Source organism: Microbispora sp. ATCC PTA-5024 (genome assembly GCF_000511135.2).
GTDB lineage: Bacteria > Actinomycetota > Actinomycetes > Streptosporangiales > Streptosporangiaceae > Microbispora > Microbispora corallina.
On the sequence record NZ_KI866522.1, the window covers coordinates 339,361 to 361,545 of the forward strand.

Annotated in this window: 19 protein-coding genes and 1 pseudogene; 8 read left to right on the plus strand and 12 right to left on the minus strand. The window is 71.5% G+C overall.

Going from position 1 to position 22,185, the window contains the following annotated elements:
- The first annotated feature begins 56 nt into the window (after positions 1 to 56).
- The 5 genes from MPTA5024_RS01540 to MPTA5024_RS01560 all read left to right on the plus strand — a co-directional run bounded on the left by MPTA5024_RS01540 (position 57) and on the right by MPTA5024_RS01560 (position 6,421).
- Entirely contained in the window at positions 57 to 2,432 is a 2,376-nt protein-coding gene (locus tag MPTA5024_RS01540; protein ID WP_269750563.1) for an efflux RND transporter permease subunit, read from the plus strand.
- A 96-nt stretch (positions 2,433 to 2,528) separates the two neighbouring features.
- On the plus strand, positions 2,529 to 3,617 hold the full coding sequence (locus tag MPTA5024_RS01545) for an RNA polymerase subunit sigma-70 (RefSeq protein ID WP_232326109.1): 1,089 nt from the start codon (positions 2,529 to 2,531) through the stop codon (positions 3,615 to 3,617).
- Between the two features lie 61 nt (positions 3,618 to 3,678).
- Entirely contained in the window at positions 3,679 to 4,248 is a 570-nt protein-coding gene (locus MPTA5024_RS01550) for a dihydrofolate reductase family protein (protein ID WP_036318949.1), read from the plus strand.
- A gap of 11 nt (positions 4,249 to 4,259) precedes the next feature.
- Positions 4,260 to 5,687, plus strand: a complete 1,428-nt coding sequence (purB, locus tag MPTA5024_RS01555; protein ID WP_036318951.1) for an adenylosuccinate lyase — start codon at positions 4,260 to 4,262, stop codon at positions 5,685 to 5,687.
- Entirely contained in the window at positions 5,687 to 6,421 is a 735-nt protein-coding gene (locus tag MPTA5024_RS01560; RefSeq protein ID WP_036318952.1) for a GNAT family N-acetyltransferase, read from the plus strand. Before purB ends, MPTA5024_RS01560 begins: the two co-directional genes overlap by 1 nt.
- A 103-nt stretch (positions 6,422 to 6,524) precedes the next feature.
- Here MPTA5024_RS01560 and MPTA5024_RS01565 read toward each other — a convergent pair whose 3' ends face one another.
- Positions 6,525 to 7,271 carry an HAD family hydrolase gene (locus tag MPTA5024_RS01565; RefSeq protein ID WP_063794654.1) on the minus strand — a complete coding sequence of 249 codons (747 nt, stop codon included), beginning with the start codon at positions 7,269 to 7,271 and terminating at the stop codon, positions 6,525 to 6,527.
- A gap of 144 nt (positions 7,272 to 7,415) precedes the next feature.
- Here MPTA5024_RS01565 and MPTA5024_RS01570 point away from each other — a divergent pair, with 144 nt between their 5' ends.
- The gene (locus MPTA5024_RS01570) at positions 7,416 to 7,856 is read left to right on the plus strand and encodes an ArsR/SmtB family transcription factor (protein WP_036318954.1); all 441 of its coding nucleotides are present in this window, start codon (positions 7,416 to 7,418) and stop codon (positions 7,854 to 7,856) included.
- Entirely contained in the window at positions 7,853 to 8,323 is a 471-nt protein-coding gene (locus tag MPTA5024_RS01575) for an SRPBCC family protein (protein ID WP_036318955.1), read from the plus strand. Before MPTA5024_RS01570 ends, MPTA5024_RS01575 begins: the two co-directional genes overlap by 4 nt.
- Positions 8,324 to 8,619: 296 nt before the next feature.
- Here MPTA5024_RS01575 and MPTA5024_RS01580 read toward each other — a convergent pair whose 3' ends face one another.
- The 8 genes from MPTA5024_RS01580 to MPTA5024_RS01615 all read right to left on the minus strand — a co-directional run bounded on the left by MPTA5024_RS01580 (position 8,620) and on the right by MPTA5024_RS01615 (position 18,651).
- On the minus strand, positions 8,620 to 9,378 hold the full coding sequence (locus MPTA5024_RS01580) for a MerR family transcriptional regulator (RefSeq protein ID WP_036318956.1): 759 nt from the start codon (positions 9,376 to 9,378) through the stop codon (positions 8,620 to 8,622).
- A 206-nt stretch (positions 9,379 to 9,584) separates the two neighbouring features.
- Positions 9,585 to 10,697 carry a tyrosine-type recombinase/integrase gene (locus MPTA5024_RS01585; RefSeq protein WP_051457990.1) on the minus strand — a complete coding sequence of 371 codons (1,113 nt, stop codon included), beginning with the start codon at positions 10,695 to 10,697 and terminating at the stop codon, positions 9,585 to 9,587.
- A gap of 320 nt (positions 10,698 to 11,017) precedes the next feature.
- Entirely contained in the window at positions 11,018 to 11,455 is a 438-nt protein-coding gene (locus MPTA5024_RS01590) for a ribosomal protein L7/L12 (RefSeq protein WP_051457591.1), read from the minus strand.
- A gap of 657 nt (positions 11,456 to 12,112) precedes the next feature.
- A complete protein-coding gene (locus MPTA5024_RS01595; protein ID WP_036318957.1) occupies positions 12,113 to 14,203 on the minus strand; it encodes an alpha-glucuronidase in 2,091 nt (696 codons plus the stop codon).
- Positions 14,200 to 14,910 carry a hypothetical protein gene (locus tag MPTA5024_RS01600; protein ID WP_036318959.1) on the minus strand — a complete coding sequence of 237 codons (711 nt, stop codon included), beginning with the start codon at positions 14,908 to 14,910 and terminating at the stop codon, positions 14,200 to 14,202. Before MPTA5024_RS01600 ends, MPTA5024_RS01595 begins: the two co-directional genes overlap by 4 nt.
- Positions 14,911 to 15,066: 156 nt before the next feature.
- Positions 15,067 to 16,725: an ABC transporter substrate-binding protein gene (locus MPTA5024_RS01605; RefSeq protein ID WP_036318961.1), complete on the minus strand. Its 1,659-nt coding sequence runs from the start codon at positions 16,723 to 16,725 to the stop codon at positions 15,067 to 15,069.
- A 64-nt stretch (positions 16,726 to 16,789) separates the two neighbouring features.
- Positions 16,790 to 17,662: a carbohydrate ABC transporter permease gene (locus MPTA5024_RS01610; protein ID WP_036322775.1), complete on the minus strand. Its 873-nt coding sequence runs from the start codon at positions 17,660 to 17,662 to the stop codon at positions 16,790 to 16,792.
- The gene (locus tag MPTA5024_RS01615) at positions 17,659 to 18,651 is read right to left on the minus strand and encodes an ABC transporter permease (protein WP_036318963.1); all 993 of its coding nucleotides are present in this window, start codon (positions 18,649 to 18,651) and stop codon (positions 17,659 to 17,661) included. Before MPTA5024_RS01615 ends, MPTA5024_RS01610 begins: the two co-directional genes overlap by 4 nt.
- A 330-nt stretch (positions 18,652 to 18,981) precedes the next feature.
- Between MPTA5024_RS01615 and MPTA5024_RS01620 the strand changes: the two genes are divergently transcribed.
- The gene (locus MPTA5024_RS01620) at positions 18,982 to 20,007 is read left to right on the plus strand and encodes a LacI family DNA-binding transcriptional regulator (RefSeq protein WP_036318965.1); all 1,026 of its coding nucleotides are present in this window, start codon (positions 18,982 to 18,984) and stop codon (positions 20,005 to 20,007) included.
- Positions 20,008 to 20,113: 106 nt separating this feature from the next.
- Here MPTA5024_RS01620 and MPTA5024_RS44490 read toward each other — a convergent pair.
- The 3 genes and pseudogenes from MPTA5024_RS44490 to MPTA5024_RS01635 form a co-directional block, all read right to left on the minus strand.
- Positions 20,114 to 20,472 (minus strand): annotated as a pseudogene (locus MPTA5024_RS44490) (beta-galactosidase); the annotation flags it as partial.
- 61 nt (positions 20,473 to 20,533) lie between these two features.
- On the minus strand, positions 20,534 to 21,589 hold the full coding sequence (locus tag MPTA5024_RS01630) for a diacylglycerol/lipid kinase family protein (protein WP_232326117.1): 1,056 nt from the start codon (positions 21,587 to 21,589) through the stop codon (positions 20,534 to 20,536).
- Positions 21,590 to 21,777: 188 nt separating this feature from the next.
- On the minus strand, positions 21,778 to 22,170 hold the full coding sequence (locus MPTA5024_RS01635) for a DUF3224 domain-containing protein (protein WP_036318969.1): 393 nt from the start codon (positions 22,168 to 22,170) through the stop codon (positions 21,778 to 21,780).
- Positions 22,171 to 22,185: the final 15 nt, after the last annotated feature.

Genomic DNA, 22,185 nt, shown 5'->3' on the forward strand with positions numbered 1-22,185 from the left:
GGGCCGCCGCGGCGCGGGGCGGTGCGGCTCCGCGGGCGCTGCCAGCGCCGAAGCCGGTGCGGCTGGGCGACGTGGCCGACATCGCGATCAAGGAGGCGCCGGCCACGTCGATCACGCGGACCAACGGCGACACCACGCTGGGCGTGGCAGTCAGCATGACGGCCGACGGCAACGCCGTGCAGATCTCCCATAATGTGAACGCGAAGCTGCCGGAGCTGACCCGTCAGCTCGGGGACGTGGCGCAGCTGACCGTGGTGTTCGACCAGGCGCCGTACGTCGAGCGGTCGATCGAGGACCTGACGACCGAGGGCCTGCTGGGCCTGGCGTTCGCGGTCCTGGTGATCCTGGTGTTCCTGCTGTCGGTGCGGTCGACGCTGGTGACGGCCGTGTCGATCCCGGTGTCGGTGGTCGTCGCGCTGATCGCGCTGTGGCTCGGCGACTACTCGCTGAACCTGCTGACGCTGGGCGCGCTGACCATCGCGGTGGGCCGGGTGGTGGACGACTCGATCGTGGTGCTGGAGAACATCAAACGCCATCTCGGGTACGGCGAGGAGAAACGGCGGGCGATCCTCACCGCGGTCCGGGAGGTGTCGGGCGCGGTGACGGCCTCGACGCTGACGACGGTGGCGGTGTTCCTGCCGATCGCGTTCGTGGGCGGCCTGGTGGGCCAGCTGTTCGGCCCGTTCTCGATCACGGTGACGGTGGCGCTGCTGGCGTCGCTGTTCGTCGCGCTGACCGTCATCCCGGTCCTGGCGTACTGGTTCCTGAAGACGCCGGACCTGACGCCGCAGGAGGCGGAGGCCGTCCGGGAGGAGGCCGAGCGCAGGGAGCTGCGCAGCCCGTTGCAGCGGGCGTACCTGCCGGTGCTGCGGTTCGCGACGCGGCGGCGGTTCGTCACGCTGCTGATCGGGCTCGTGGTGTTCGTCGGCACGATGGGGCTGGCGCCGCGGCTGAAGACGAACTTCCTCGACAACTCGGGCAACAACACCACGCAGATCAGCGAGCGGATGCCGGCCGGGACCGACCTGGCGACGACCGACGCGGCGGCCAAGCAGATCGAGACGGTGCTGCGGTCGACGTCCGGGGTGAAGTCGTACCAGGTGACGGTCGGCGGCGGGAACCGGCTGTTCGGCGGGCTCGGCGGCGGCTCGGACCGGGCGTCGTACTCCATCACGCTGGACGACGGCGTGGACACCGCGGCGGTGGAGGAGGGCCTGCGCACCCGCCTGAAGACGCTGCGGAACATCGGGGACGTGACGGTCGGCGCCCAGGGCGGCGGCGGGTTCAACTCCGACCAGGTGCAGGTCATCCTCCAGGGGCCGGACACGACCACGCTGAAGACGGCGGCGTCGAGCGTGCGCGACGCGATGGCGGAGGTCTCCGGGCTGCGCGACGTGTCGTCCAACCTGGAGGACAGCGCGCCGCGGGTCGAGGTCCACGTCAACCGGGAGAAGGCGGCTGCCAAGGGCCTGACGGAGGCGGCGGTCGGGCAGGCGGTCGCGCAGGCGTTCCGCGGCGCCACGATCGGCTCGCTCGACGTGGACGGCCGCTCCAGCGACGTCGTGCTGCGGCAGGGGGAGGCCCCGGCCGACCTGACCGCGATCCGGAAGCTGGAGCTGCCGGCGGCGTCCGGGACGGTGCGGCTGAGCGACGTCGCCGACGTCGTGAAGGCCGACGGCCCGACGCAGATCACCCGCCAGGACGGCGACCGGACGGCCACGGTGTCGGGCGCGGCGGACGCGTCCAACCTCGGCGCGATCACCTCGAAGGTCACCGACCGGCTGAACGCGATGACGCTGCCGGACGGGGTGAGCTGGAAGATCGGCGGCGCGAGCTCCGACCAGCAGGACGCGTTCCGCGACCTCGGCCTGGCCATGCTGCTGGCCATCGCGATCGTCTTCATGATCATGGTGGCGACGTTCCGCAGCCTGGTGCAGCCGCTGATCCTGCTGGTGTCGATCCCGTTCGCGGCGACCGGCGCGATCGGCCTGCTGCTGCTCACGGACACGGCGCTGGGCGTGCCCGCGCTGATCGGCATGCTGATGCTGATCGGCATCGTGGTGACCAACGCGATCGTGCTGATCGACCTGATCAACCAGTACCGGGAGCAGGGCCTGGGCGTCGTGGAGGCGGTCCTGGAGGGCGGCAGGCGGCGTCTGCGGCCGATCCTGATGACCGCGATCGCGACGATCTGCGCCCTGACGCCGATGGCGCTGGGCGTGACGGGGTCGGGCGGGTTCATCTCGCGGCCGCTGGCGATCGTCGTGATCGGCGGGCTGATCTCGTCCACGCTGCTGACGCTGGTGCTGGTGCCGACGCTCTACACGCTGGTCGAGCGGGCGAAGGAGCGCCTGCGGCGCACGCCCAAGCCGCCCGCTGGGGACGCCGACGTGAAGGTGTACGACAAGGAGGCGCTGACCCCCGCCGGCTGACCCCGGCGCGTCATTCTCCGCCGGCCGCCCCGGCCGCGTGACCGGGGTGGCTGCCGGGACCGATGAGTCTCCCGCCCGCCGGCCGTCGTACCCTACGTGGACATCGACGACCGGCGGGGACGGGTGCGGATGGCGAGCGAGGACGGGCGGCGCGGGGACGCGGAGCAGGGGCTCGCCGACGCGGCCCGTTCGGGCGACGAGGCGGCCTTCGCCACGCTGACCGAGCGGTACCGGCGGGAGATCCAGCTGCACTGCTACCGGATGCTCGGGTCGCTGGAGGACGCCGAGGACCTCGTGCAGGAGACGCTGCTGCGGGCCTGGCGGGGGAGGGCCACGTTCGAGGGCCGTTCGACGTTCCGCGCCTGGCTGTACCGGATCGCCACCAACGCCTGCCTGGACGCGCTGGAACGGCGGCCGCGGCGGGTGCTGCCCCACCACCTGCGGCCGCCGTCGGACCCGTCGCAGCCGCTGCCGCCGCGGACCGACGTGCCGTGGCTCCAGCCGTACCCGGACCTGCTGCTGGAGGGGATCGCGGCGGGCGGCGACGGCCCCGACGGTGCGGTGGTGGCCAGGGAGACGGTCGAGCTGGCGTTCCTGGCCGCGTTGCAGCACCTGCCGCCGCGGCAGCGGGCGGTGCTGGTGCTGCGGGACGTCCTCGGCCACCCGGCGGGGGAGACGGCGGCGCTGCTGGACGCCAGCGTGGCCGCGGTCAACAGCGCCCTGCAACGGGCCCGGACCACGATGAAGGAGCACCTGCCGCCGCGGCGGCTCGACTGGGCGCCCGCGTCCGGCCCCACCCAGGGGGAGCGGGAGGTGCTGCGCCGGCTGATGGCGGCCTACGAGCGGGCCGACGCCGCCGCGGTGGCCGGGTTGCTGGCGGAGGACGCGCGGGCGACGATGCCGCCGTACCCGATGTGGTTCCAGGGCCGCGACCCCATCGTGCGGGCGCTGGCCGAGAGCTTCGACCCGGCCTCGCCGAACTACCAGGGCCGGTTCCGGATGGTCGCGGTGGGGGCGAACCTGCAGCCGGCGGTCGCCGCCTACGTGCGGCGCCCGTCCGACGAGGGGTACCCGGCGTTCGGCGTGTCGGTCCTGCGGATCGAGGCGGGGCTGGTGGTGGAGTTCACCGCGTTCGGCCCCGAGCTGTTCCCGGCGTTCGGCCTGCCGCCCGAACTGGACCGATGAGTTCCGGGACGGGAGCCGTCATATGAGGTGAACGGCACCCCCCGGCGGAAGGCGGATCACCATGACCGACGGCATCGTCCTGTGGCACGTCACGATGTCCCTGGACGGCTTCATCACCGGTCCCGGCGACGCGATGGACTGGATCTCGGGCCACTCCGGGCCCAACCCCGAGGTGGACGAGGTCCTCACCACGACCGGCGCGGTGCTCGCGGGCCGGCGCAGCCACGACGTCGGCGCACGACGCGGCGACCGGCTGTACGGCGGCGCCTGGGAGGGGCCGGTGTTCGTCCTCACCCACCGCCCGGCGAGCCCGTACCCGGGTGTCACGTTCCTCACCTGCGGGGTGAGGGAGGCGGTGGAGACGGCGCTGGCCGCGGCCGGAGGCGGGAACGTGGTCCTGGTCGGCGCAGGCCTCGCCCGCCAGTGCCTCGCCGAGGGGCTGGTCGACGAGATCCTCATCCACGTGGCGCCCGTCCTGCTCGGCGACGGCGTCCGCCTCCACGAGGCTGCGGGGACGCGGCGGGTGGCCCTCGACACGGCCGGCGTGACCCGGGCGGGCGGCGTGGCCAACCTGCGCTACCGCGTCCGCCGGGAGGTCCCCGCGGGCCGGGACTACCCGGAGGCTCAATAGACTGGGCCAACGTGAGTGCGAAGCCGCGTATCCCGAATGTCCTGGCCACCCGCTACGCGTCCGCGGAGCTGGCCCGCCTGTGGTCCCCGGAGCACAAGGTCGTGCTGGAACGCCGGCTGTGGCTGGCCGTCCTGCGGGCCCAGGCCGACCTCGGGATCGACGTGCCCGAGCAGGCGGTCGCCGACTACGAGAAGGTCGTCGACCAGGTCGACCTCGCCTCGATCGCCGAACGCGAACGGGTCACGCGGCACGATGTGAAGGCCCGCATCGAGGAGTTCAACGCCCTGGCCGGGCACGAGCAGGTCCACAAGGGCATGACCTCGCGCGACCTCACGGAGAACGTCGAGCAGCTGCAGATCCGCGACGGCCTGCTGCTGGTGCGCGGCCGGGTCGTGGCGCTGCTCGCCCGGCTCGGCCGCCTGGCCGCCGAGCACGCCGCCACGGTCATGGCGGGCCGCTCCCACAACGTCGCGGCCCAGGCGACGACGCTGGGCAAGCGGTTCGCCACCGCCGCCGACGAGCTGACGGTGGCGTTCGAACGCCTGGAGGACCTGATCGGCCGCTACCCGCTGCGCGGCGTGAAGGGCCCGGTCGGCACCGCCCAGGACATGCTCGACCTGCTGGGCGGCACGGACCGGCTCGCCGAGCTGGAGGACCGGGTGGCCGCCCACCTCGGGTTCGCCCGCCGCTTCACCAGCGTCGGCCAGGTCTACCCGCGCTCGCTCGACTACGACGTCCTGACCGCGCTGGTGCAGCTCGCCGCCGCGCCGTCGTCGCTGGCCAAGACGATCCGCCTGATGGCGGGGCACGAGCTGGTCACCGAGGGCTTCAAGGAGGGCCAGGTCGGGTCGTCGGCCATGCCCCACAAGATGAACACCCGCTCCTGCGAGCGGGTCAACGGCCTGACCGTCGTGCTGCGCGGCTACGCGTCGATGGCCGGGGAGCTGGCGGGGGACCAGTGGAACGAGGGCGACGTGTCCTGTTCCGTGGTGCGCCGGGTCGCCCTGCCGGACGCGTTCTTCGCCTTCGACGGGTTGGCCGAGACGATGCTCACCGTGCTCGACGAGTTCGGCGCGTTCCCGGCCGTCATCGAGGCCGAGCTCGACCGCTACCTGCCGTTCCTGTCCACCACGAAGATGCTGATGGCCGCCGTGCGCGCCGGGGTCGGCCGCGAGACCGCCCACGAGATCATCAAGGAGCACGCGGTCGCCTCCGCCCTGGCCATGCGCTCCCGGGGCGCGGCCAACGAACTGCTCGACCGGCTGGCCGCCGACGACCGCTTCCCCCTCGGCCGGGCCGACCTGGACGCCCTGCTCGCCGACCGGATCTCCTTCACCGGCGCCGCGGCCGGTCAGGTCGCCGCCGTGGTGGAGCGGATCGGGGAGATCACCGCCCGCTACCCGGACGAGGCCGCGTACGCGCCCGGCGCGATCCTGTAGTGCGCGAACTGTTCACCGTCGCCGAGGTGGAGGACGCCTGCGGCGGCGACGACCTGATCGTGTGGGCCGCGCAGGGCATGCGGCCGGGTGTGCGGGCCTTCGCCCACGGGGACGGCGTCGCCGTCGCCAGCCCCGGAGCCTCCCGCCGCGACCGCCTCGCCGTACGGGGAAGCACCGCCGACGTGGCCGCCATCGTCCGGCACGCCCTGGCCGAGGTGGGTCCGTCGTACCGGCCGTTCGGCGACGCCGCGCTCGTGGAGGAGGTCGCACGGGCCGTGCCGGAGCTCGCGTTCACCGCCGGGTTCTCCTGGATGACCACCACACGACTGGCGGGGGACCGGGACGCCGGAGGGGCGCGCTGGCTCGACCCGGGGGAGGAGCCCGAGGTGACCGACCTGCTCACCTCGGCCAACCCCGGCTCCTACGCCGTGCCGGGAATACCGCGGGTACGCCGGTGGGCCGGGATCCGCGACGCCGGGGGACGGCTGCTCGCGGTCGCGGCCGACGCCTGGTCGGCCCCCACGGTCGGCCTGCTCGCCGGCGTGGCCACCGCCGCCGAGGCCCGCGGGCGCGGGCTGGGGGAGCGGGTGTGCCGCTTCGTCGCCCGGGCCCTGCTGGACGAGCACGGCCGGGCGTCGCTGATGGTCGACGACGACAACCGGGCGGCCATCGGGGTCTACGCCCGGCTCGGCTTCGCCCGGCGCCGTGTCGCGGCCGCCGCCGTCCCCGGCTGACGGGGACCCTGCGCCCGTCAGGCACCGACCTGGGTCCTTCCGCGGTCAGGCGCTGACCGGGTCCGTTGCGGCGGTCGGGCAGGCCGGCCGTCCCGCGCCGCGGTCAGGCCGCCCGGGACGGCCCGGCCTGGTGCGGGCGCAGCCCTTCGAGCCCGTTCAGTCCGTTGAGCACGGCGGGCAGGTCGGTCAGCGTGGTCACCCGGGTCACCGACGCCGGCGCCGCCTCGCGGCGGTAGCGGTCCAGCCAGACGCCGTGCATGCCGACCCTGGTCGGCCCGACGGCGTCGAGCATGAGGTTGTCGCCGACCAGCAGCACCTCCTGGGGGCGCAGCCCGAGCTTCGTGGCCGCCTCCAGGTAGCACTCGGCCGCCGGCTTGAAGTTGCCACCCAGCGCGTCGGGCGTCAGGACCGGGTCGAGCCGGTCGAGCAGCCCGATGCGGCGCAGCTTCGCCTCCTGCTGCACCGGGGTCCCGTTGGTCAGCACCCCGAGCGTCAGACCCCGGCCCTCCAGCGCGTCCAGCGTCGTGGCGGCGTCCGGGAAGGCCGTCCACGCGTCCTCGTAGTGCAGGAGGAACTCGCCGTACGCCGCGTCGAGGTCGGCCGGGACGGGCAGGCCGAGCCGGCCGCAGAACTCGCGCAGCCGCCTGCGACGCTGCTCGGCGAACGAGCACTCGCCGGCGTGCCAGGCCGGTAGGTGCTTGTCCTCAAGGTCCAGCCACAGCGCGGGGGTCTCCATCAGCAGCTCGTGGCCGGGGCTGAGCGCCTCCGTCCAGCGGGTCGCGGCGTAGGCGACCGCCCGCCGATGATCGAAAAGGGTCTCGTCGAGGTCGAACAGAATGGCCCTGATCACGAACACCCATCCTTGACAGGGAGTGTTTCGGCCGCGTTTCCGCCTGATGAAACCCCGACTCCTTCCTGACCGGAGATGACAGGTAGGTTTTTTCCTACGTATTATGGAGGACATGGACACCAGCGACGTTCCCGGAGGTGTGCCGTGACGACGACGGTCGAGGCCCCGGAAGACCGCGTCTTCGCCGCCCTGGCCAGCCCCGTCCGCCGCGAGGTGCTGCGCCTGCTCCGCGAGGAGGGCCCCCAGCCCGTACGGCTGCTGGCCGGCCACTTCGACATGGCCCGGCCCAGCTTCTCCGAACACCTGCGGGTGCTGCGCGAAGCCGGACTGGTCAGCGAGCGCAAGGTGGGCCGCGAACGGCTCTACCGGCTGGAAGCGGTGCCGCTCACCCAGGTCCGGGAGTGGCTCACCCCCTACGAGCGGTTCTGGCGCGAACGCCTCGCCGGCCTGCGCGACCTGCTCGACACCATGGACCACAGGGACGGCGTGAACGGCGTGGACGGCGGCCGCGACACAGATGAACACCCCGGAGCCGTGCAGGACGGCCCCGCGGACACCCTGAATCAGGAGGACGACACCCGATGACCCACGACGACGACCCGACCGTGCTGCGCGTCGACCAGTTCCTGGCCCACCCGCCCGCCCGCGTGTGGCGCGCCCTCACCGAGCCCGACCTGCTCGCGCAGTGGCTCATGCCCGGCGACTTCCGCCTCGAGGTCGGCCACCGATACACGATGCACACCACCCCCAGGCCCGGCACCGGCTTCTCCGGCGTCGTCCAGGCCGAGGTGCTGGCCTTCGAACCCCAGCGCATGCTCCGCCTGTCCTGGCAGGACGGCGACCCCGCCAACCCCAGCGGCTCCGACTGGACCATCACCTGGACCCTGGAACCCGAAGGCCGGGGCACCCGCCTGTTCCTCCTGCACGAGGGCTTCGACCCGGACAACGAACTGCAGCGCCGCGCCCACTCGATCATGGGAGGCGGCTGGCGCGCGATGACCAGCCGCAGCCTGGTCGCCGTCCTCGACCGGCTGGCCGCCCCGGCCCACTGACCCACGCCATCCCGGCCTCCGTACGGCAGGGGAGCGGGGCGGGCGCCCCTCGGACCGTCGCCGGTCGGGCGGCGCGGCGGTGGTGCACGGCGGTGGGGCACGGCGGTGGTGCACGGGGCGGCTGACGTGGACCGCATCGACGCCGGAGTGAGGCGCCGCCGCCCCCCGGACGGCGGCGGCGCACCGGGCGGCATCGGCGCCTAAGCGAGGCCGGGCCCCCACACGTCCTCGCTCCGGCCGCCGCCCGTTCACGTCACCCGCCCGGGGGGAGCGAACCGCCCGGGGGGAGCGAACCGTCAGGCGTGCCGCTCCGCGTTGGCCACGATGGCGTCGCGCACGTACCCGCTCAGGCCCTCGGCCACGTTCTCGTAGTTGGCCGCGAACCGGGCGTCGGCCACGTACATCTCGCCGAGCCCCCGGTGCATCTCATACGAGCAGTCGTAGAACCACCGCGTGATGTGGGCGCGGTGCCGCTCCGCCGTGTCCGTCGCCCGCTCACCCCCGGCCGGCTCACCGGCCGCGTACACCGCCGCGAACTCCCCCAGGATCTCCCCGGCCTCGCCCGTGATCGTCTTCCAGTCGTCCTTGGTGTACCGGGCGGTCCGGCGACGGCTCTGCTCGAACGCGTCGGTTCCGCCCCACCGCTCCTCGACCTCCTCCGCGTGCTCATCCGGATCGAAGTCGCCGAACACCTCGAACCGCTCCTCAGGCGTCAGGTCGATGCCCATCGTGTGCGCCTCCATGGCCCTCTCGACCGCCGCCGCCATCGCCTCCAGACGACCGATCCGCCGCCGCAGCAGCTCGTGCTGACGCCGCAGATGCGTCAGCGGATCCGCGCCCGGCTCGTCGAGGATGGCGGCGATCTCCTCCAGGGAGAACCCGAGCTCCCGGTAGAACAGCACCTGCTGCAGCCGTTCCACGTCGCGGTCCGTATACCGCCGATAGCCAGCAGCTGTGCGCTCTCCCGGCGACAGCAGACCGATCTCGTCGTAGTGGTGCAACGTCCGCACGGTGATCCCGGCGAAACGGGCGAGCTGCCCGACCGAGTAGCCCATGGCCCTCCTCCCTTCCGCCGCCCAGCCTCCGGCCTGCCGTTACGTGAGGGTCAAGGGCCGCCGAACCATCATCGTGGTGCGCGGCCCGCCCGCCGCGGCCGCCCTCGTACCCGGACGAGAGGCGGCCGGACACCGCCAGCGCGCCCCTGGGTGATCCGCCGGGCCGCCGACGCCGCTCACGGCGACTGCGTGCCGTCGCGCGACGCTCAGCCCGGGCCGTCGGCGCTCTCCGGCGGCCGCCGCCCGTCCCGCCGCCGTAACAGCGGATGAGACCCCATGGCCACCTCCAGCTCCCCGGGCAGATCGTCCCGGTAGCGGCCCAGCGTCGACAGGTCGCTGTGCCCCAGCACCCGCCGTACCGCGTCCATGTCGGTGCCGTCGGCCAGCAGGTGCGTCGCCGTGGTGTGCCGCAGCCCGTGCGGCGTCACCTCTCGCCGCCGCCCCGGCTCCACCAGCCGCTGCACCCGGTCGATCACCCCCTGCACATCACCCCGGGCCAGCCGCCTGCCCCGCCACGACAGCAGCAGCGCCTTCTCCTCCTCGCCGGCCGGCCGCACCGCCAGGTACGCGTCGAGCGCACGCGCGACGTCGTCGGGCAGGGGGACATCCCTCGTCCTGCCGCCCTTGCCGAAGATCCGCCAGTAACGCACGCCGTCGTTGGTGTAGAAGTCCTCCACGTTGGCCCGCACCAGCTCCGACACCCGGGGCCCGAGCGTGGCCAGTAGCAGCACGACCAGCGCGTCACGGACCTCCGTCCGCTGGTCCCGGCGCTGCCGCGGCCGCCCCGGCTCCGCCGGCGCCGTAGACCGCGGGGGAGGGGAGTGGCCCTCGGACCCCGGGTCGAGAGGGGCACGCGCCGCCTCGATCAACCCCTCGGCCTGCTCTTTCGTCAGCGCCCGCCGTTCCGGGCGTAACCCGCCCCGCTCCCTGGCCGTCACCGACGAGGCCGCCATCGGGTCGAGATGCACCCAGCCCACCGCGGCCGCGTGCCGGAACAGCGCGGACACCGACCGCCGGAACCGCGCCTGCGACGCCGGGCTCTGCACCCCGCCGCCCGGCGCCGTACGCCGATCCTCCGGCCTTCGCCGCTCGTCGGGCTTGCGGGCGAATGCCAGCAGCACCGCGTCGACGTCCTCGCCCGTCAGGTCGTCGAGCACCCGCCCCGGACCCGCCAGCCGGACGAACGTCGCGACGTCACGCGCGTACACCTCCGCCGTCGCGGGGGACAGGGCGCCGGTCAGCGTCCTCGCCCGGACCAGCTCCACGTACCGATCCGCGGCCTCCTCTACAGTCAGCCGGTTCACCTGAGCGGGCAGCATGATCGACACCGTACTCCCCGCCACCGACAAACCGGCCCCGAGCACGGGCTCACCGCGGGCTCACACGTACGCCACGAGGAGCCGGGGGAGGCGATCGCCTGCGCACCCGGCCGGAGCGCACTGATCAGGGGCGCCGGGTCGGGGACGCCGGGTCGGGGACGCCGGGTCGGGGACGCCGGGTCGGGGACGCCGGGTCGGGGACGCCGGGTCGGGGACGCCGGGTCGGGGACGCCGGGTCGGGGACGCCGGGTCGGGGACGCCGGGTCGGGGACGCCGGGTCGGGGACGCCGGGTCGGGGACGCCGGGTCGGGGACGCCGGGTCACAGCGTGTCGACGAAGGTCTCCGCCTCGGTCTGCCCCATCCCCGTCTCGCCGCGGACCAGGTACACCGCCTGCTCCGTCCGGCCCGCCGCCTTGAGCTCGCGCACGCGGCTCGCCAGGTCCGACTGGCCGTGCCCCGCCGGCATCGGCAGCGGGTTGCCTGCCCCGAGCGTGTCGGCCACCGCCTTGGCCTCCTTCAGGCCGAGGCCGGTCTGCTCCCGGACCAGCTTGATGGCCTCGATCTTCCGGTTCTCGGCGTACAGCTCCCGTACGCGGAGCTGCAGCTCCGCCGAGATCGGGGGCAGCAGCCCCGGGCTGCGCCACGCCAGCGGACCCGCCGGCCGGGCGCCGGCACGAACGGCGATCAGCACGATCGCCACCAGGAACACCAGTGCGACCGCACACAAGGTCAGGATCTCGGGTAGGCCGATCGTCATGCGGTGATCGTACGGCTTTCGCCGCTTTCAGACAGTCTCCGCGAGGAGAGAAGATCACGAACCGTGGGGATGATGGCGCGAGCGTCCGCGAGCGCGACCTGTGGCCGGGAGGGCGAACTCCTATACCCAACAGAATTCACCTTCTGTCTGGTATGAGGCTTTTGTCCCTTTGGGGGTTCGGGAGCTGGCGTGCCTGCCGATCGCACGGGGCCGCGCCGGGACGCGCATGGGTGCCGTGCGTGGACCGGCGTGCCGGTGGGTGCCGGTTTCCGCCGCCTCTCGGAGCCAGGCAATTCAAGATCGTTTTATATGTGTCGGCCCGGGGTGTCGTCGTCCCGCGTCTTGACGAAACTCCCGGCTCGCGCGCCGCCTTCGCCGGCGATCGTATGCGCTGTGTCGTGCGCGTGCCTGCCGAAATGACACGTGTCGAGGCACCTGATTGAGCGCTCTGAATCGAGGCCGATCCCCTCTTCTGGGGTCGTTCTTGTTGCTCGATAAGGAACATTATGTCAAGTAGAAACACCGGACCCCTATCGGCCGGGAGCACACCGCCGACCGGCGAGATCCTCATGGCCTGCCGGGTGCAGGCGCGGACGTCCCCCGTCACGTCCACGCCCCAAGCTGACGGCTGACGTACCGGTGGTCCATTCGGTGTGGTCACCGTGGGATGCGACGGCCGCGAGTGTCGGGTTCGCCCGACTTGCGGAAGAAGTAGGTGTTGATCTGGTCGCGCCACTCCCCCGCGCAGCGAGCCTGCTCGGCGAGGAGGTCCGTCACCCGGGCGTGCAGGGACGGGTCGACCAGACCGGCGACCTCCTCCCATCGCCGTCCGGCCTCCGCCGCCTGCTCGGCACCCGCGAAATGGGTGTCGTAGATGTGCTGGATGACGGTCGATCCGCTGTGCAGCACGTGCCCGTACGGGACGTGATGGAAGAACAGCAGCAACTCGTCGGGGCACCGGTCGAGCGACTCGTACACCTCCGACCACGCCGGCGGGTACTGGCCGGTGAAGCCGGTCCCGGTGGCGCGGGTGCGGTCCACGCCGACGCCGTCCCGGTCGGCGAAGTGGTAGGTGCCCCACGGGGTGTACTCGTATCCGTCCACGTCGGGCCCGTAATGGCGGCCGGGGCGGACCATGAATCCGACGCCCAGCGGGGCGGTGTACCGCTCGTAGGTGCGCCACGAGTCGTCCATGATCGTGTGCAGCGTGCGCCGCAGCCGCTCCGTTTCTCTGGTCGCCGACGGCGTGAAGGTGAGGTCGATCCACTCGTCGAGGATCGCCGCCGGGTCGGTCCACGGCGCCCAGGCGAGCCGACCGAAGGCGTACAGGTTGGCCTGGGCGAGCGGGTGGCCGGTCCAGTAGGGGTCGTCGCCCACGTTGGAGACCCCGACGAGCCCTCCCCCGTTCCCGGAGGCTCCCCCGGCTATGTCGGCCACGGCCGGTCCGTCCGGTCCCCAGGGGCGGAAGTCGAGGACCTCGCGCCACATCGGGGGCAGGTAGCAGACGTGCCGCTGCTGTCCGGTGTACTCCTGTGTCACCTGCAGTTCCACGGCCAGGTGGGTGGCGGGCATGGCTGCGATCACGGGTGACACCGGTTCGCGCGCCTGGAAGTCGATCGGGCCGTGCTTCACCTGAAGGATGACGTTGTCGCGGAACCGTCCGTCGAGCGGGGCGAAGTGGTCGTGCGCGGCGCGGGCCCGGTCGGTGGACCGGTCCCGCCAGTCCTGCCGGTGGTTGTAGACGAAGGCGCGCCAGTGGACGACGCCGCCGAACGGTTCCAGCGCCTCGGCCAGGAGGTTCGCGCCGTCGGCGTGGTCGCGGCCGTACGTGAACGGGCCGGGCTGTCCCTCGGAGTCGGCTTTGACGACGTAGCCGCCGAAGTCGGGGATGGTGTCGTACACGCGCTCGGTGACGTCGGCCCACCACGTCCGGACGTCCTCGTCGAGCGGGTCGGCGGTCGGCAGCCGCCCGAGGGTGACGGGCGAGGCGAAGCTGACGGACAGGTGGATCCTGATCCCGTAGGGCCGTAGCAGGTCCGCGATGGCGGCGACGTCGCCGAGCCGGTCGGTCAGCAGGAGGGCCTCTGTGGCGTGGACGTTCACGTTGTTCACGGAGATGGCGTTCACCGCGCACGCGGCCAGCAGCCGCCCGTAGTCCCGCACCCGTGCGGGGTCGCCGCGTGGCGTGCCGTCGCGCCAGAAGATGGATCCGCCCGCGTAGCCGCGTTCGACCTGGCCCATGACGGGGTGGATGTCGACGTTGTCCCAGTGGTCGAGCATGCGCCGGCGCATGGCGGGCGCGTGGCGTTCGGTGGGCCGCTCTTCGGTGAAGGCCCTCTCGCCGAGTCGTACGACGTGGAACAGGCCGTAGAGCAGGCCGGCGGGGTCGTCGGCGAGCACGGTTGTGACGCCGTGGCGGCGGGCGGCGAGGTATCCCTCGCCGCCGATCGTGTTCGCGGGAGGCCCGGTGGTGCTCCGGAACTCGTCCAGTACCGTCTGGGCGGGGCCGGGCAGCGGCTCGGGCAGCGGTTCGGCCGTGGTGAGTGCGAGCACCAGGTCGTACGGCTGGGTCCGGGTGCGGCGATGGACGTGTCCGCCGTACCGGGCGCAGGCGCGTGCCGCCTCGTCGTGCACGGTCCCGGTCAGGAGGCCGTCGCCGAGGACGAGGGTGCGGCGCGAGCCGATGGGGCGGAGCGCTTCGGGGGGCAGCCAGGCGGGGTGTGTGCCGGGGAGGTCAGGGCTGGTCATGGGGTTCCGCTGCCGGGTTGCCCCTGGACGGTGAACCTCTGGGTGACTTCGGCGATGAGCGGACGGCTGTTCAGCAGCAGTGCCGCGGCGGACATCGAGGCCAGCAGCGCCGGCGCGGCCTCGGTGGCCACCAGGGTGAGCGCGGCCGCGGCGATGAGGAGGAGGGCGTTGCTCATGGTGACCCGGGGTGCGGAGAACAGGAAGTAGGCGGCCAGGCGGGCGACGTCCCTGGCGCGGAAGGCGAACAGCGATGTGATGACGAGTGCGTTGGCGCCCCAGACTGTGGTTGCCAGTGCGATGAGGACCAGCAGGATGGCCCACCACCCGGGGACGCCGGCGGCGCCGAAGTTGGCGAGAGTCGATCCGATGACGGTCAGCCAGGCCAGCGACGGGATCCAGAGTTTCATCACGCCGAGGACGTTCATCCGGTAGCCGCGCCGGAACGCCGCGGCGGGGTGGAGATCCGTCAGGTCGAGGCGGCGGTGGTGCAGCGCGTAGAGGGCGGCGGACAGCGCGGGCCCGGCGGGGAGCGCGCAGGCCGCGGCCAGCGGGAGGTTGGCGGTGTCGTGGTCGAGCAGGACGAGTCCGATGAGGCCGGGGGCGGTGGTGGCCAGGACCAGGAGCTCGACCACGAGCAGGGTGTAGATCAGGGCGGAGGCGCGGGAGAGCGGTCCCTGCCCGAACCGCCGGATCGATGTCTCGGTCATGGGGCGGCTCAGTGGCCGGGGCGGAGCGGGGCCGGGGGGACGTGGTCGGCCGCGGGGGGGGTGGCGTGGGGGGTGGCGCTGGGCATCATCGTCCTTCACTCGCCGTCGGGTGGGGCTCGGGCCGGCCGTGGGACAGGCACGGCCGGCGGGAGCCGGTCAGCCGTGCTCCTTCTTGTAGCGGTCGTAGGCGTTGTTGACGAGGTTGATGTAGGAGGACATGTTCTTCGCCTCGAGTTCCTTGACGTAGGCGTCCCATTCGTCGAAGCTCCGCTTGCCCAGGATGAATTCGAGGGTGTTCTGGGTGGCGTGGTCCTTCAGCGGGGTCTGCCACAGCGCGGCCTGTTCGCGTTCGTCGTCGTTGAGCGGGTGCGGGGGTGCGACGGGCATCGCCTTTCTCGCGTTCATCGTCTTCTGCCATTCGATCTCCTCGTCGGAGAAGGTCGACTGGAGCAGTTCGGTGCTGCCGCCGTAGGCGAAGACGCCGTTGGAGAAGCCGAAGTCCTTCTGCAGGTGCTTGGGTGCGCCGGGGTTGAGGCCGACGAAGTCGACGTCCTTGGCCAGGTGGAACTTGTCGGAGGCGTCCTTGGTGTAGGTGGTCCCTTCGACTCCCCATTTGGCGAACACCTGGCCTTCGTCGGAGTACCAGAGCCAGTCGATGAACTGCATCATGGCGACGAAGTTCTTGCTGTCGCGGGCCTTCTTGGAGATCATGATGCCGTTCTCCAGGCGGGTGTCGTTGGAGTCGGCCTTGATGGGCCCGAGCGGCCCGACGGGTACCGGGATCTTGACGATGGTGGCCTTGGGGTTCGCCTTCTTCAGGGGCGGGCGGTACTCGTTGACCAGGGTCTGGGCGTTGCCGCTGATGACGAAGGACTTGCCGGAGACGAGTTTCTGGATCGCCTGGTCGTCCTGCTGTGTGAAGCTCTCGGGGTCGAGGAGCTTCTCCCCCACCAGGGTGTGGAGGAACTGCAGCATCTGCTTGTACTGGTCCATGGCGCCGGTGAAGGCGAACTTCTGGGCGGTGGGATCCCAGGTGATGCCGGTGGTGAAGCCCCAGCCGCCGCGGGCGCCCGTGCCCAGGCCGAAGACCTGGTTCAGCATGGCGCCGCCGGGGGTGGGGATGGACCACCGGTCGGAGTAGGGGTAGGAGTCGGGGTACTCCTCCTTCATCGCCTTGAGCATGGCGTGCACGTCGTCCCAGGTCTGCGGGACCTCCAGCCCGAGCTTGTCGAGGACGTCGGAGCGGACCTCCAGGGTGTAGTCCGCCCAGTAGTCCTCGTGGAGGCCGGGGAGCAGGTAGAAGCGGCCGTCGGCCTGCCGGAGCGTGTCCAGGTCGGGCTGGAGGTTCCACTTGGCGATCTTCTCTTTGAAGTTCGGCATCAGGTCCATGTAGTCGCTGACGGGCAGGACGGAGCCGGAGGCGACGAAGGGCACCTCCTGGCCGGGGTAGGTCTTCGGGATGATCATCGGTGCGTCGCCGGCGCCGATGAGCAGGCTGCGCTTGTTCTCGTAGTCGCTGAGCGGCACGACGTTCGGCTGGAGGGTGACGTTGGTCCGTTTGGTCAGCTCCGACCAGAACAGCCAGTCGTTCTTGATCGGGTAGAACGGGTGGTTGTTGTAGAGGATGCCGAACGAGAGCGGGGCGGTGGCTTTGAACTGCTTGCCGACGGCGTAGTCGGCCATCGCGCCGTCCCGGTTGGCCGCGAGGGCGTCGCCGTTCTTCTCGCCGCCGGAGTCGCCGCCGCTGCTGCAGGCGGCGAGTGCGAGGAAGGCTCCCACGCCGACCATCGCCTGACGCCGGTTGATCTCATACATGTACGGGGGGTCCTTTCCCTTGGGGGGACGGGCTGGGTGGAAGCGGAATGAGGGGTCCGGCGTGTCATCCCTTCACCGCGCCGAGCATGACGCCCTTGACGAAGTACCTCTGGACGAAGGGGTAGACCACCAGGATCGGGATGACGGTGAGCACCATCGTCACGGACTTGATGTTGGTGGCCACGGTCAGGTCGGTGGCGTCGGCGCCGACGGACGTGCCGGTGGTGGCGCCGGCGATGAGGTTGCGCAGGTAGACGGTCACGGGGAACAGGTCGCTCTGGCTGAGGTAGAGGAAGGCCGTGAACCAGGAGTTCCAGAACGACACGGCGTAGAACAGGACCATCGTGGCGAGGACCGCTTTCGACAGCGGCAGGACGATCCGGAGCAGGATGCCGTAGGTGCTCATGCCGTCGATCGCGGCGGCCTCCTCCAGTTCGGTGGGCAGGCCCTCGAAGAACGCCTTCATCACGAGGAGGTTGAAGACGCTGATCGCGTTCGGCAGCACGATGGCCCAGATGCTGTCCTTCAGCCCGAGGCTGGAGATGAGGATGTAGTTGGGGATGAGGCCGCCGGTGAAGAACATGGTGAAGACCGCGATCCCGATCAGGAACGTGCGGCCCTTGAGGTGTTTCTTCGACAGGACGTAGGCGTAGCACGTGGTCATGACCATGGCGATGGCCGTGGCGACGACGGTGTAGACGACCGTGTTGCGGTAGTTGATCCAGAACGTCGGGTCGGAGGCCACGTACTCGTACGTGCGGAAGGTGAACCCGACGGGGACGAGGTTGACCTTGCCGGAGCGGATGGCGAACTCGTCGCTGAGGGACCGGGCGACGATGTTGACGAAGGGGTACAGGGTCACGACCGCGACGCCGGTCAGGATGATCGTGTTGACGATGCGGAACACGCGGTAGCCCCGGGTCCTGCCGGCGGTCACCACAGGCTCGTCCCCACCGTGCGCCGGGAGATCAGGTTCGCCGACATGACCAGGGCCAGCCCGATCACGGCCTCGAACAGGCCGATCGCGGCGGCGTAGCTGAAGCTGTTGGAGACGATGCCCATCCGGTAGAGGTACGTGGAGATCACGTCGGCGGTGGGATACGTCAGCGGGTTGTAGAGCAGCAGGATCTTCTCGAAGCCGACGGCCATGAACGTGCCGATGTTGAGGATCAGGAGGGTGACCGCGGTCGGCCGGATGCCGGGGAGGGTCACGTGCCAGACCTGCCGCCACCGGCTTGCGCCGTCGATCCGGGCCGCCTCGTACAGCTGCTCGTCGATCGTGGTGAGCGCGGCGAGGTAGATGATGGTCCCCCAGCCGACCGTCTGCCACATCTCCGAGGAGACGTAGATGGTTCGGAACCACCCCGCCTCCTGCAGGAACGCGATGGGGTCGGTGCCCATGGCCCGCAGGAGCTGGTTGACCGGCCCGTCCACCGACAGCAGTTCCATGACGAGTCCGGCCACGACCACCATCGACAGGAAGTGCGGCAGGTAGGACACCGACTGGACGAGCCGTTTGATCCTCCGGCCACGCAGTTCGTTGATCAGCAGGGCGAGCACGATCGGCGTGGGGAAGCAGAACAGCAGGGTGAGCACGCCGATGACCACGGTGTTGGTGAACACCTGCCAGAACGACGGGTCGTTCAGGAACATCCGCACGTAGCGGAGGCCGACCCATTCCTCGCCGAGCACGCTGCCGCCGGGCTCGAACTTCCGGAAGGCGATGACGTTCCCGATCATCGGCAGGTATCGGAAGACCAGGAAGAACAGCAGCGGAAGGACGGCCAGCGAGTAGAGCTGCCAGTCGCGGCGCAGCGCCTGGCGCCAGGTTCGGCGCGGTGGGCGCCGCGCACGGGAGGGGCCGGGTCGCGCGCGTCCGGGATCCCCGGCGTCCGGTGACACGTCGATCGTTCTGGTCGTGCTCATCCCTGTGCCTCCGGTGCCCTCCGGCGGATCACGCCGACGGCCGCGGCCACCGCTCGTGACCGGCCCCGCGCCCGGGGCCGAGAGGGGCTGCGGCGCCGCCGTGTCACCCACGCCGACCGGAGGAGAGGGTGACGCGACAAAAAGTTTCGGTGATCCTCAGTAATATTGCGGAAATATAGGCTCACGCCCGAGTCCCGTCAAGGCCGTAGTCAGCCGCCTTTACTCCGGAGTTGAATAAAGTGCGCCCAGCCTGGTCTCGGCTTATGCCCGGCCACGTTCGGTGCTAGAGTTTCGCGAAAATTTCGGAAACAACGAGTGGAACGCGGAACGATGACACCCCCTTCTCCAGCCCGCGGCCCTCGCCCTGCCACGATCGCGTCCATCGCCGCCGAGCTCGGGGTGTCGGTGACGACGGTCTCCAAGGTCCTCAACGGCCGTCCCGACGTGGCCCCCGCCACCCGCAAGCATGTGGAGGCCGGTCTCGCCCGCCACCAGTACCACCGCCGCCTCCGGCGCAGGCCGCTGAAGGGGCATGTCGACCTCGTCTTCCACCAGATGAACTCCATGTGGTCGATGGAGATCATCCGCGGAGTCGACGCCGTCGCCACTGCCGCGCGGATCGAGGTCGTCCTGTCGCAGTTGAAAGGGGCGCACCGGCCGCCGGAGGAGTGGCTGGACGGCGTGCTGGATCACCGGCCTCTCGGCGTGCTGTTCGTCCTGTGCGGCCCGTCCCCGCCGCAGCAGCAGAAGCTGCGGCGGGCGCAGATCCCGTTCGTCGTCGTCGACACCGACGGCGAGATCGCCGAGTCGGTGCCGGTGGTCGGGTCGAACAACTGGGACGGCGGGCTGCTCGCCACGCGTCACCTCCTGGAGCTGGGTCACCGCCGCGTCGCGGTCGTCTCCGGCCCGAAGGACGTGCTGTGCAGCAGGGCACGGGTCGCCGGTTTCCGGGTCGCCCACGACGAGGCGGGGCTGGTCGTCGACCCGGAGCTGGTCAGGTACGGCAACTTCTACGTGGACGCCGGATACGAGCACGCCGTGGACCTGCTGACGCGCCCGGACCGGCCGACCGCGATCTTCGCCGGGTCGGACCTGCAGGCGCTCGGCGTCCTGCGCGCGGCCCGGCGGCTCGGTCTCGACGTCCCCGGTGAGCTGTCGGTGGTCGGCTACGACAACGTGCCGGTCGCCGACTGGGTCGAACCCGCGCTCACGACGGTGGACCAGCCGCTGTGCGACATGGCGACGGTCGCGACCCAGATGCTGCTCGACCTGGCCCGCGGCGTGGAACCGGCCACGAGCCGGATCGACCTCGCGAACGAGCTCGTCGTCCGCAAGAGCACCGCACCCCCCGGGTGATGAGCACGGTGAGAAGCACGGTCACGCCTGGCGCGTGCCCGGCGGACGACGAGTACCGCTCGGCCAGACGGGTGGTGATGTCCGCCGCGTGCGCACGGTAGACCGGGGACGAGGGGTCGTAGTGCAGGCGGTTGCCGAAGCCGAACCGCCGCCCGTCGGCCATGACCGGAGCACCTCGGGGTGCCGGTGGGTCAGCCAGGCGGACGGCGCGGCGGTGGGGGTGGCCAGGTTGACGGCGACGCCGTTGTCGTGGAGCAGGTCCATGACCTCGTCGAGCCGGCCGAACTCGTACGTGCCGGGCTGCGGCTCCAGCGTGGCCCACGCGAAGACGCCGAGAGACACGAGGTTCACCCCGGCCTCACGCATGAGCCGGACGTCCTCCCGCCACACGGGCGGGCCCCACTGCTCGGGGTTGTAGTCGCCGCCGTACGCGAGGCCGCCGACGCGGTCCCGGAAGGCCCGCATGCGAGGGTCTGCCACTCGGACGCTCCTCCGCCGGTCAGGTCGTCACCGGGTTCACGACGAGTCAGACGCCGGCGGCGGCGTCCTGCGGGGTTCCCGCCGCCGCGTCGGCGGGGACGTCGGGCAGGCACATCGTGATGCCCTGCGGCACGACCTTGATCGTCACCTTCGTCACCCGCTTGCGGGCGCCGCCGTCGAGTTCGTACTCCATGGGCTCGGACAGCTTCACGGTGATCTTCCGGGCACGGGTGATGCGGACGAACGGGGACTTCTCGGCCTTGCCGGCGCTCATACGGCCGAGCGTGCGGGCCCACTGGATGGGGCCGTCGGCGGTGGACACGCCGACCTCCAGCCAGCCGTCGTCGAACCGGGCGTCCTCGAACACGTCGATCCCGCCGGTGACGGTGCCGACGTTGCCGACCAGGACGCAGCTCGCGTCGCCCTCGAACCAGTCCGTGTCGTCGATCTTGATGGTCATGGGCGCCGCGGCGCCGCCGACGTGCCGGAGCCCGGTCCAGAAGTACGACAGGCGGCCGAGGCGGTCCTTGAGGCCGCGGTCGGCGTCGGCGATCATTTCGGCGTCGAAGCCGACGCCGGCCATGACCGCGAAGTGCTCGCCGTTGATCTTCCCGAGGTCGATCTTCGTACGGCGGCCCTCGAAGCCGATCCGGACGGCCTCGGCGATGTCCTCGGGGATGGACAGGTTGCGGGCGAGCAGGTTCGCGGTGCCGGCCGGGACGATGGCCACGGTGGCGTCGGTGCCGGCCAGCGCGTCGACGCAGCGCTGGACCGAGCCGTCGCCGCCCCAGACGAAGAACAGGTCGGCGCCCTTGTCGAGGGCCTCCCTGGCCTTCTTGGGGGCCTTCTTGCTCTTGGGAACCTCGTACCAGAGCAGGTCGTCGATGTCGTATCCCGTGATCACCTTGCGCAGCTCGTCGAGCCCGCCGCCGAGGGTCTTCTTGCGGTGGGCGATGACGGCCACGCGAGGCCGCTTGCCGGGTTTGTGCGTGGCGTCCTTGCCGGGGGCGGCGTCCGTCGCGGCGTCGGCCATGGGGCCGGTGGCCGGGTCAGCCGTGGCGCCGCCCTTGGCGCCGGTCTGTCGATCAGCCGATTTCACCATGGGCCCACCGCTACCCGATCTCGGCACGGTTAGGCCCCGCTCCCGCCCCCGCCCACACCCCCGGCTGCCGGGCCCCCGCCGCTCCCCGATCCGGGCCGCCGGGCCCCGCCTGCACCGGTCTCGACTCCCCCGTGGTCTCGACTCCCCCTGGGGCCGCGTCTCCCCCGGTCCGCTCCCCCGGCCGGGTGTCAGGACAGGTCGTAGTCGAGGGTGTAGTGGTGGCCGTCGTCGGTGATCGTGATCTGCCCCTCCCCTCGCAGGCCGGCGAGCTCGCCCGTGCCGGACGTGGCGACGATCTCCCAGCGCATCCACGGTTTGCCGTCGTCGCCGCCCGCGCTGTGCTGCAGGACGAACGTGCCGGTCCGGCCGCCGAGGGTCCCCTCGACGTGCTCGATGCCGACGTAGGCCGCCGGGCCGGCGGACGTGGCGACGGTGAGGATCTCGGTGGCGCTGGTGCCGTTCAGGTCGCCGGTGAAGGCCTTGGCGATGCGCACGCGGGCGACGGTGGCGCCGGGTCTCTCGTCGGAGGCGACCTCGTCCCAGCCGGTGATCTCGAAGGTTCCGGATGCGTGATGGGTCATGGCCCTGAGCGTGCC

Bases quoted from the DNA above. Each gene is read 5' to 3' on its own strand.
- MPTA5024_RS01550 (WP_036318949.1), top strand. From the start codon at position 3,679: ATGACCGACGGCATCGTCCTGTGGCACGTCACGATGTCCCTGGACGGC.
- MPTA5024_RS01575 (WP_036318955.1), top strand. From the start codon at position 7,853: ATGACCCACGACGACGACCCGACCGTGCTGCGCGTCGACCAGTTCCTG.
- MPTA5024_RS01580 (WP_036318956.1), bottom strand. From the start codon at position 9,378: ATGGGCTACTCGGTCGGGCAGCTCGCCCGTTTCGCCGGGATCACCGTG.
- MPTA5024_RS01585 (WP_051457990.1), bottom strand. From the start codon at position 10,697: ATGCTGCCCGCTCAGGTGAACCGGCTGACTGTAGAGGAGGCCGCGGAT.
- MPTA5024_RS01590 (WP_051457591.1), bottom strand. From the start codon at position 11,455: ATGACGATCGGCCTACCCGAGATCCTGACCTTGTGTGCGGTCGCACTG.
- MPTA5024_RS01595 (WP_036318957.1), bottom strand. From the start codon at position 14,203: ATGACCAGCCCTGACCTCCCCGGCACACACCCCGCCTGGCTGCCCCCC.
- MPTA5024_RS01600 (WP_036318959.1), bottom strand. From the start codon at position 14,910: ATGACCGAGACATCGATCCGGCGGTTCGGGCAGGGACCGCTCTCCCGC.
- MPTA5024_RS01605 (WP_036318961.1), bottom strand. From the start codon at position 16,725: ATGTATGAGATCAACCGGCGTCAGGCGATGGTCGGCGTGGGAGCCTTC.
- MPTA5024_RS01615 (WP_036318963.1), bottom strand. From the start codon at position 18,651: ATGAGCACGACCAGAACGATCGACGTGTCACCGGACGCCGGGGATCCC.
- MPTA5024_RS01620 (WP_036318965.1), top strand. From the start codon at position 18,982: ATGACACCCCCTTCTCCAGCCCGCGGCCCTCGCCCTGCCACGATCGCG.
- MPTA5024_RS01630 (WP_232326117.1), bottom strand. From the start codon at position 21,589: ATGGTGAAATCGGCTGATCGACAGACCGGCGCCAAGGGCGGCGCCACG.
- MPTA5024_RS01635 (WP_036318969.1), bottom strand. From the start codon at position 22,170: ATGACCCATCACGCATCCGGAACCTTCGAGATCACCGGCTGGGACGAG.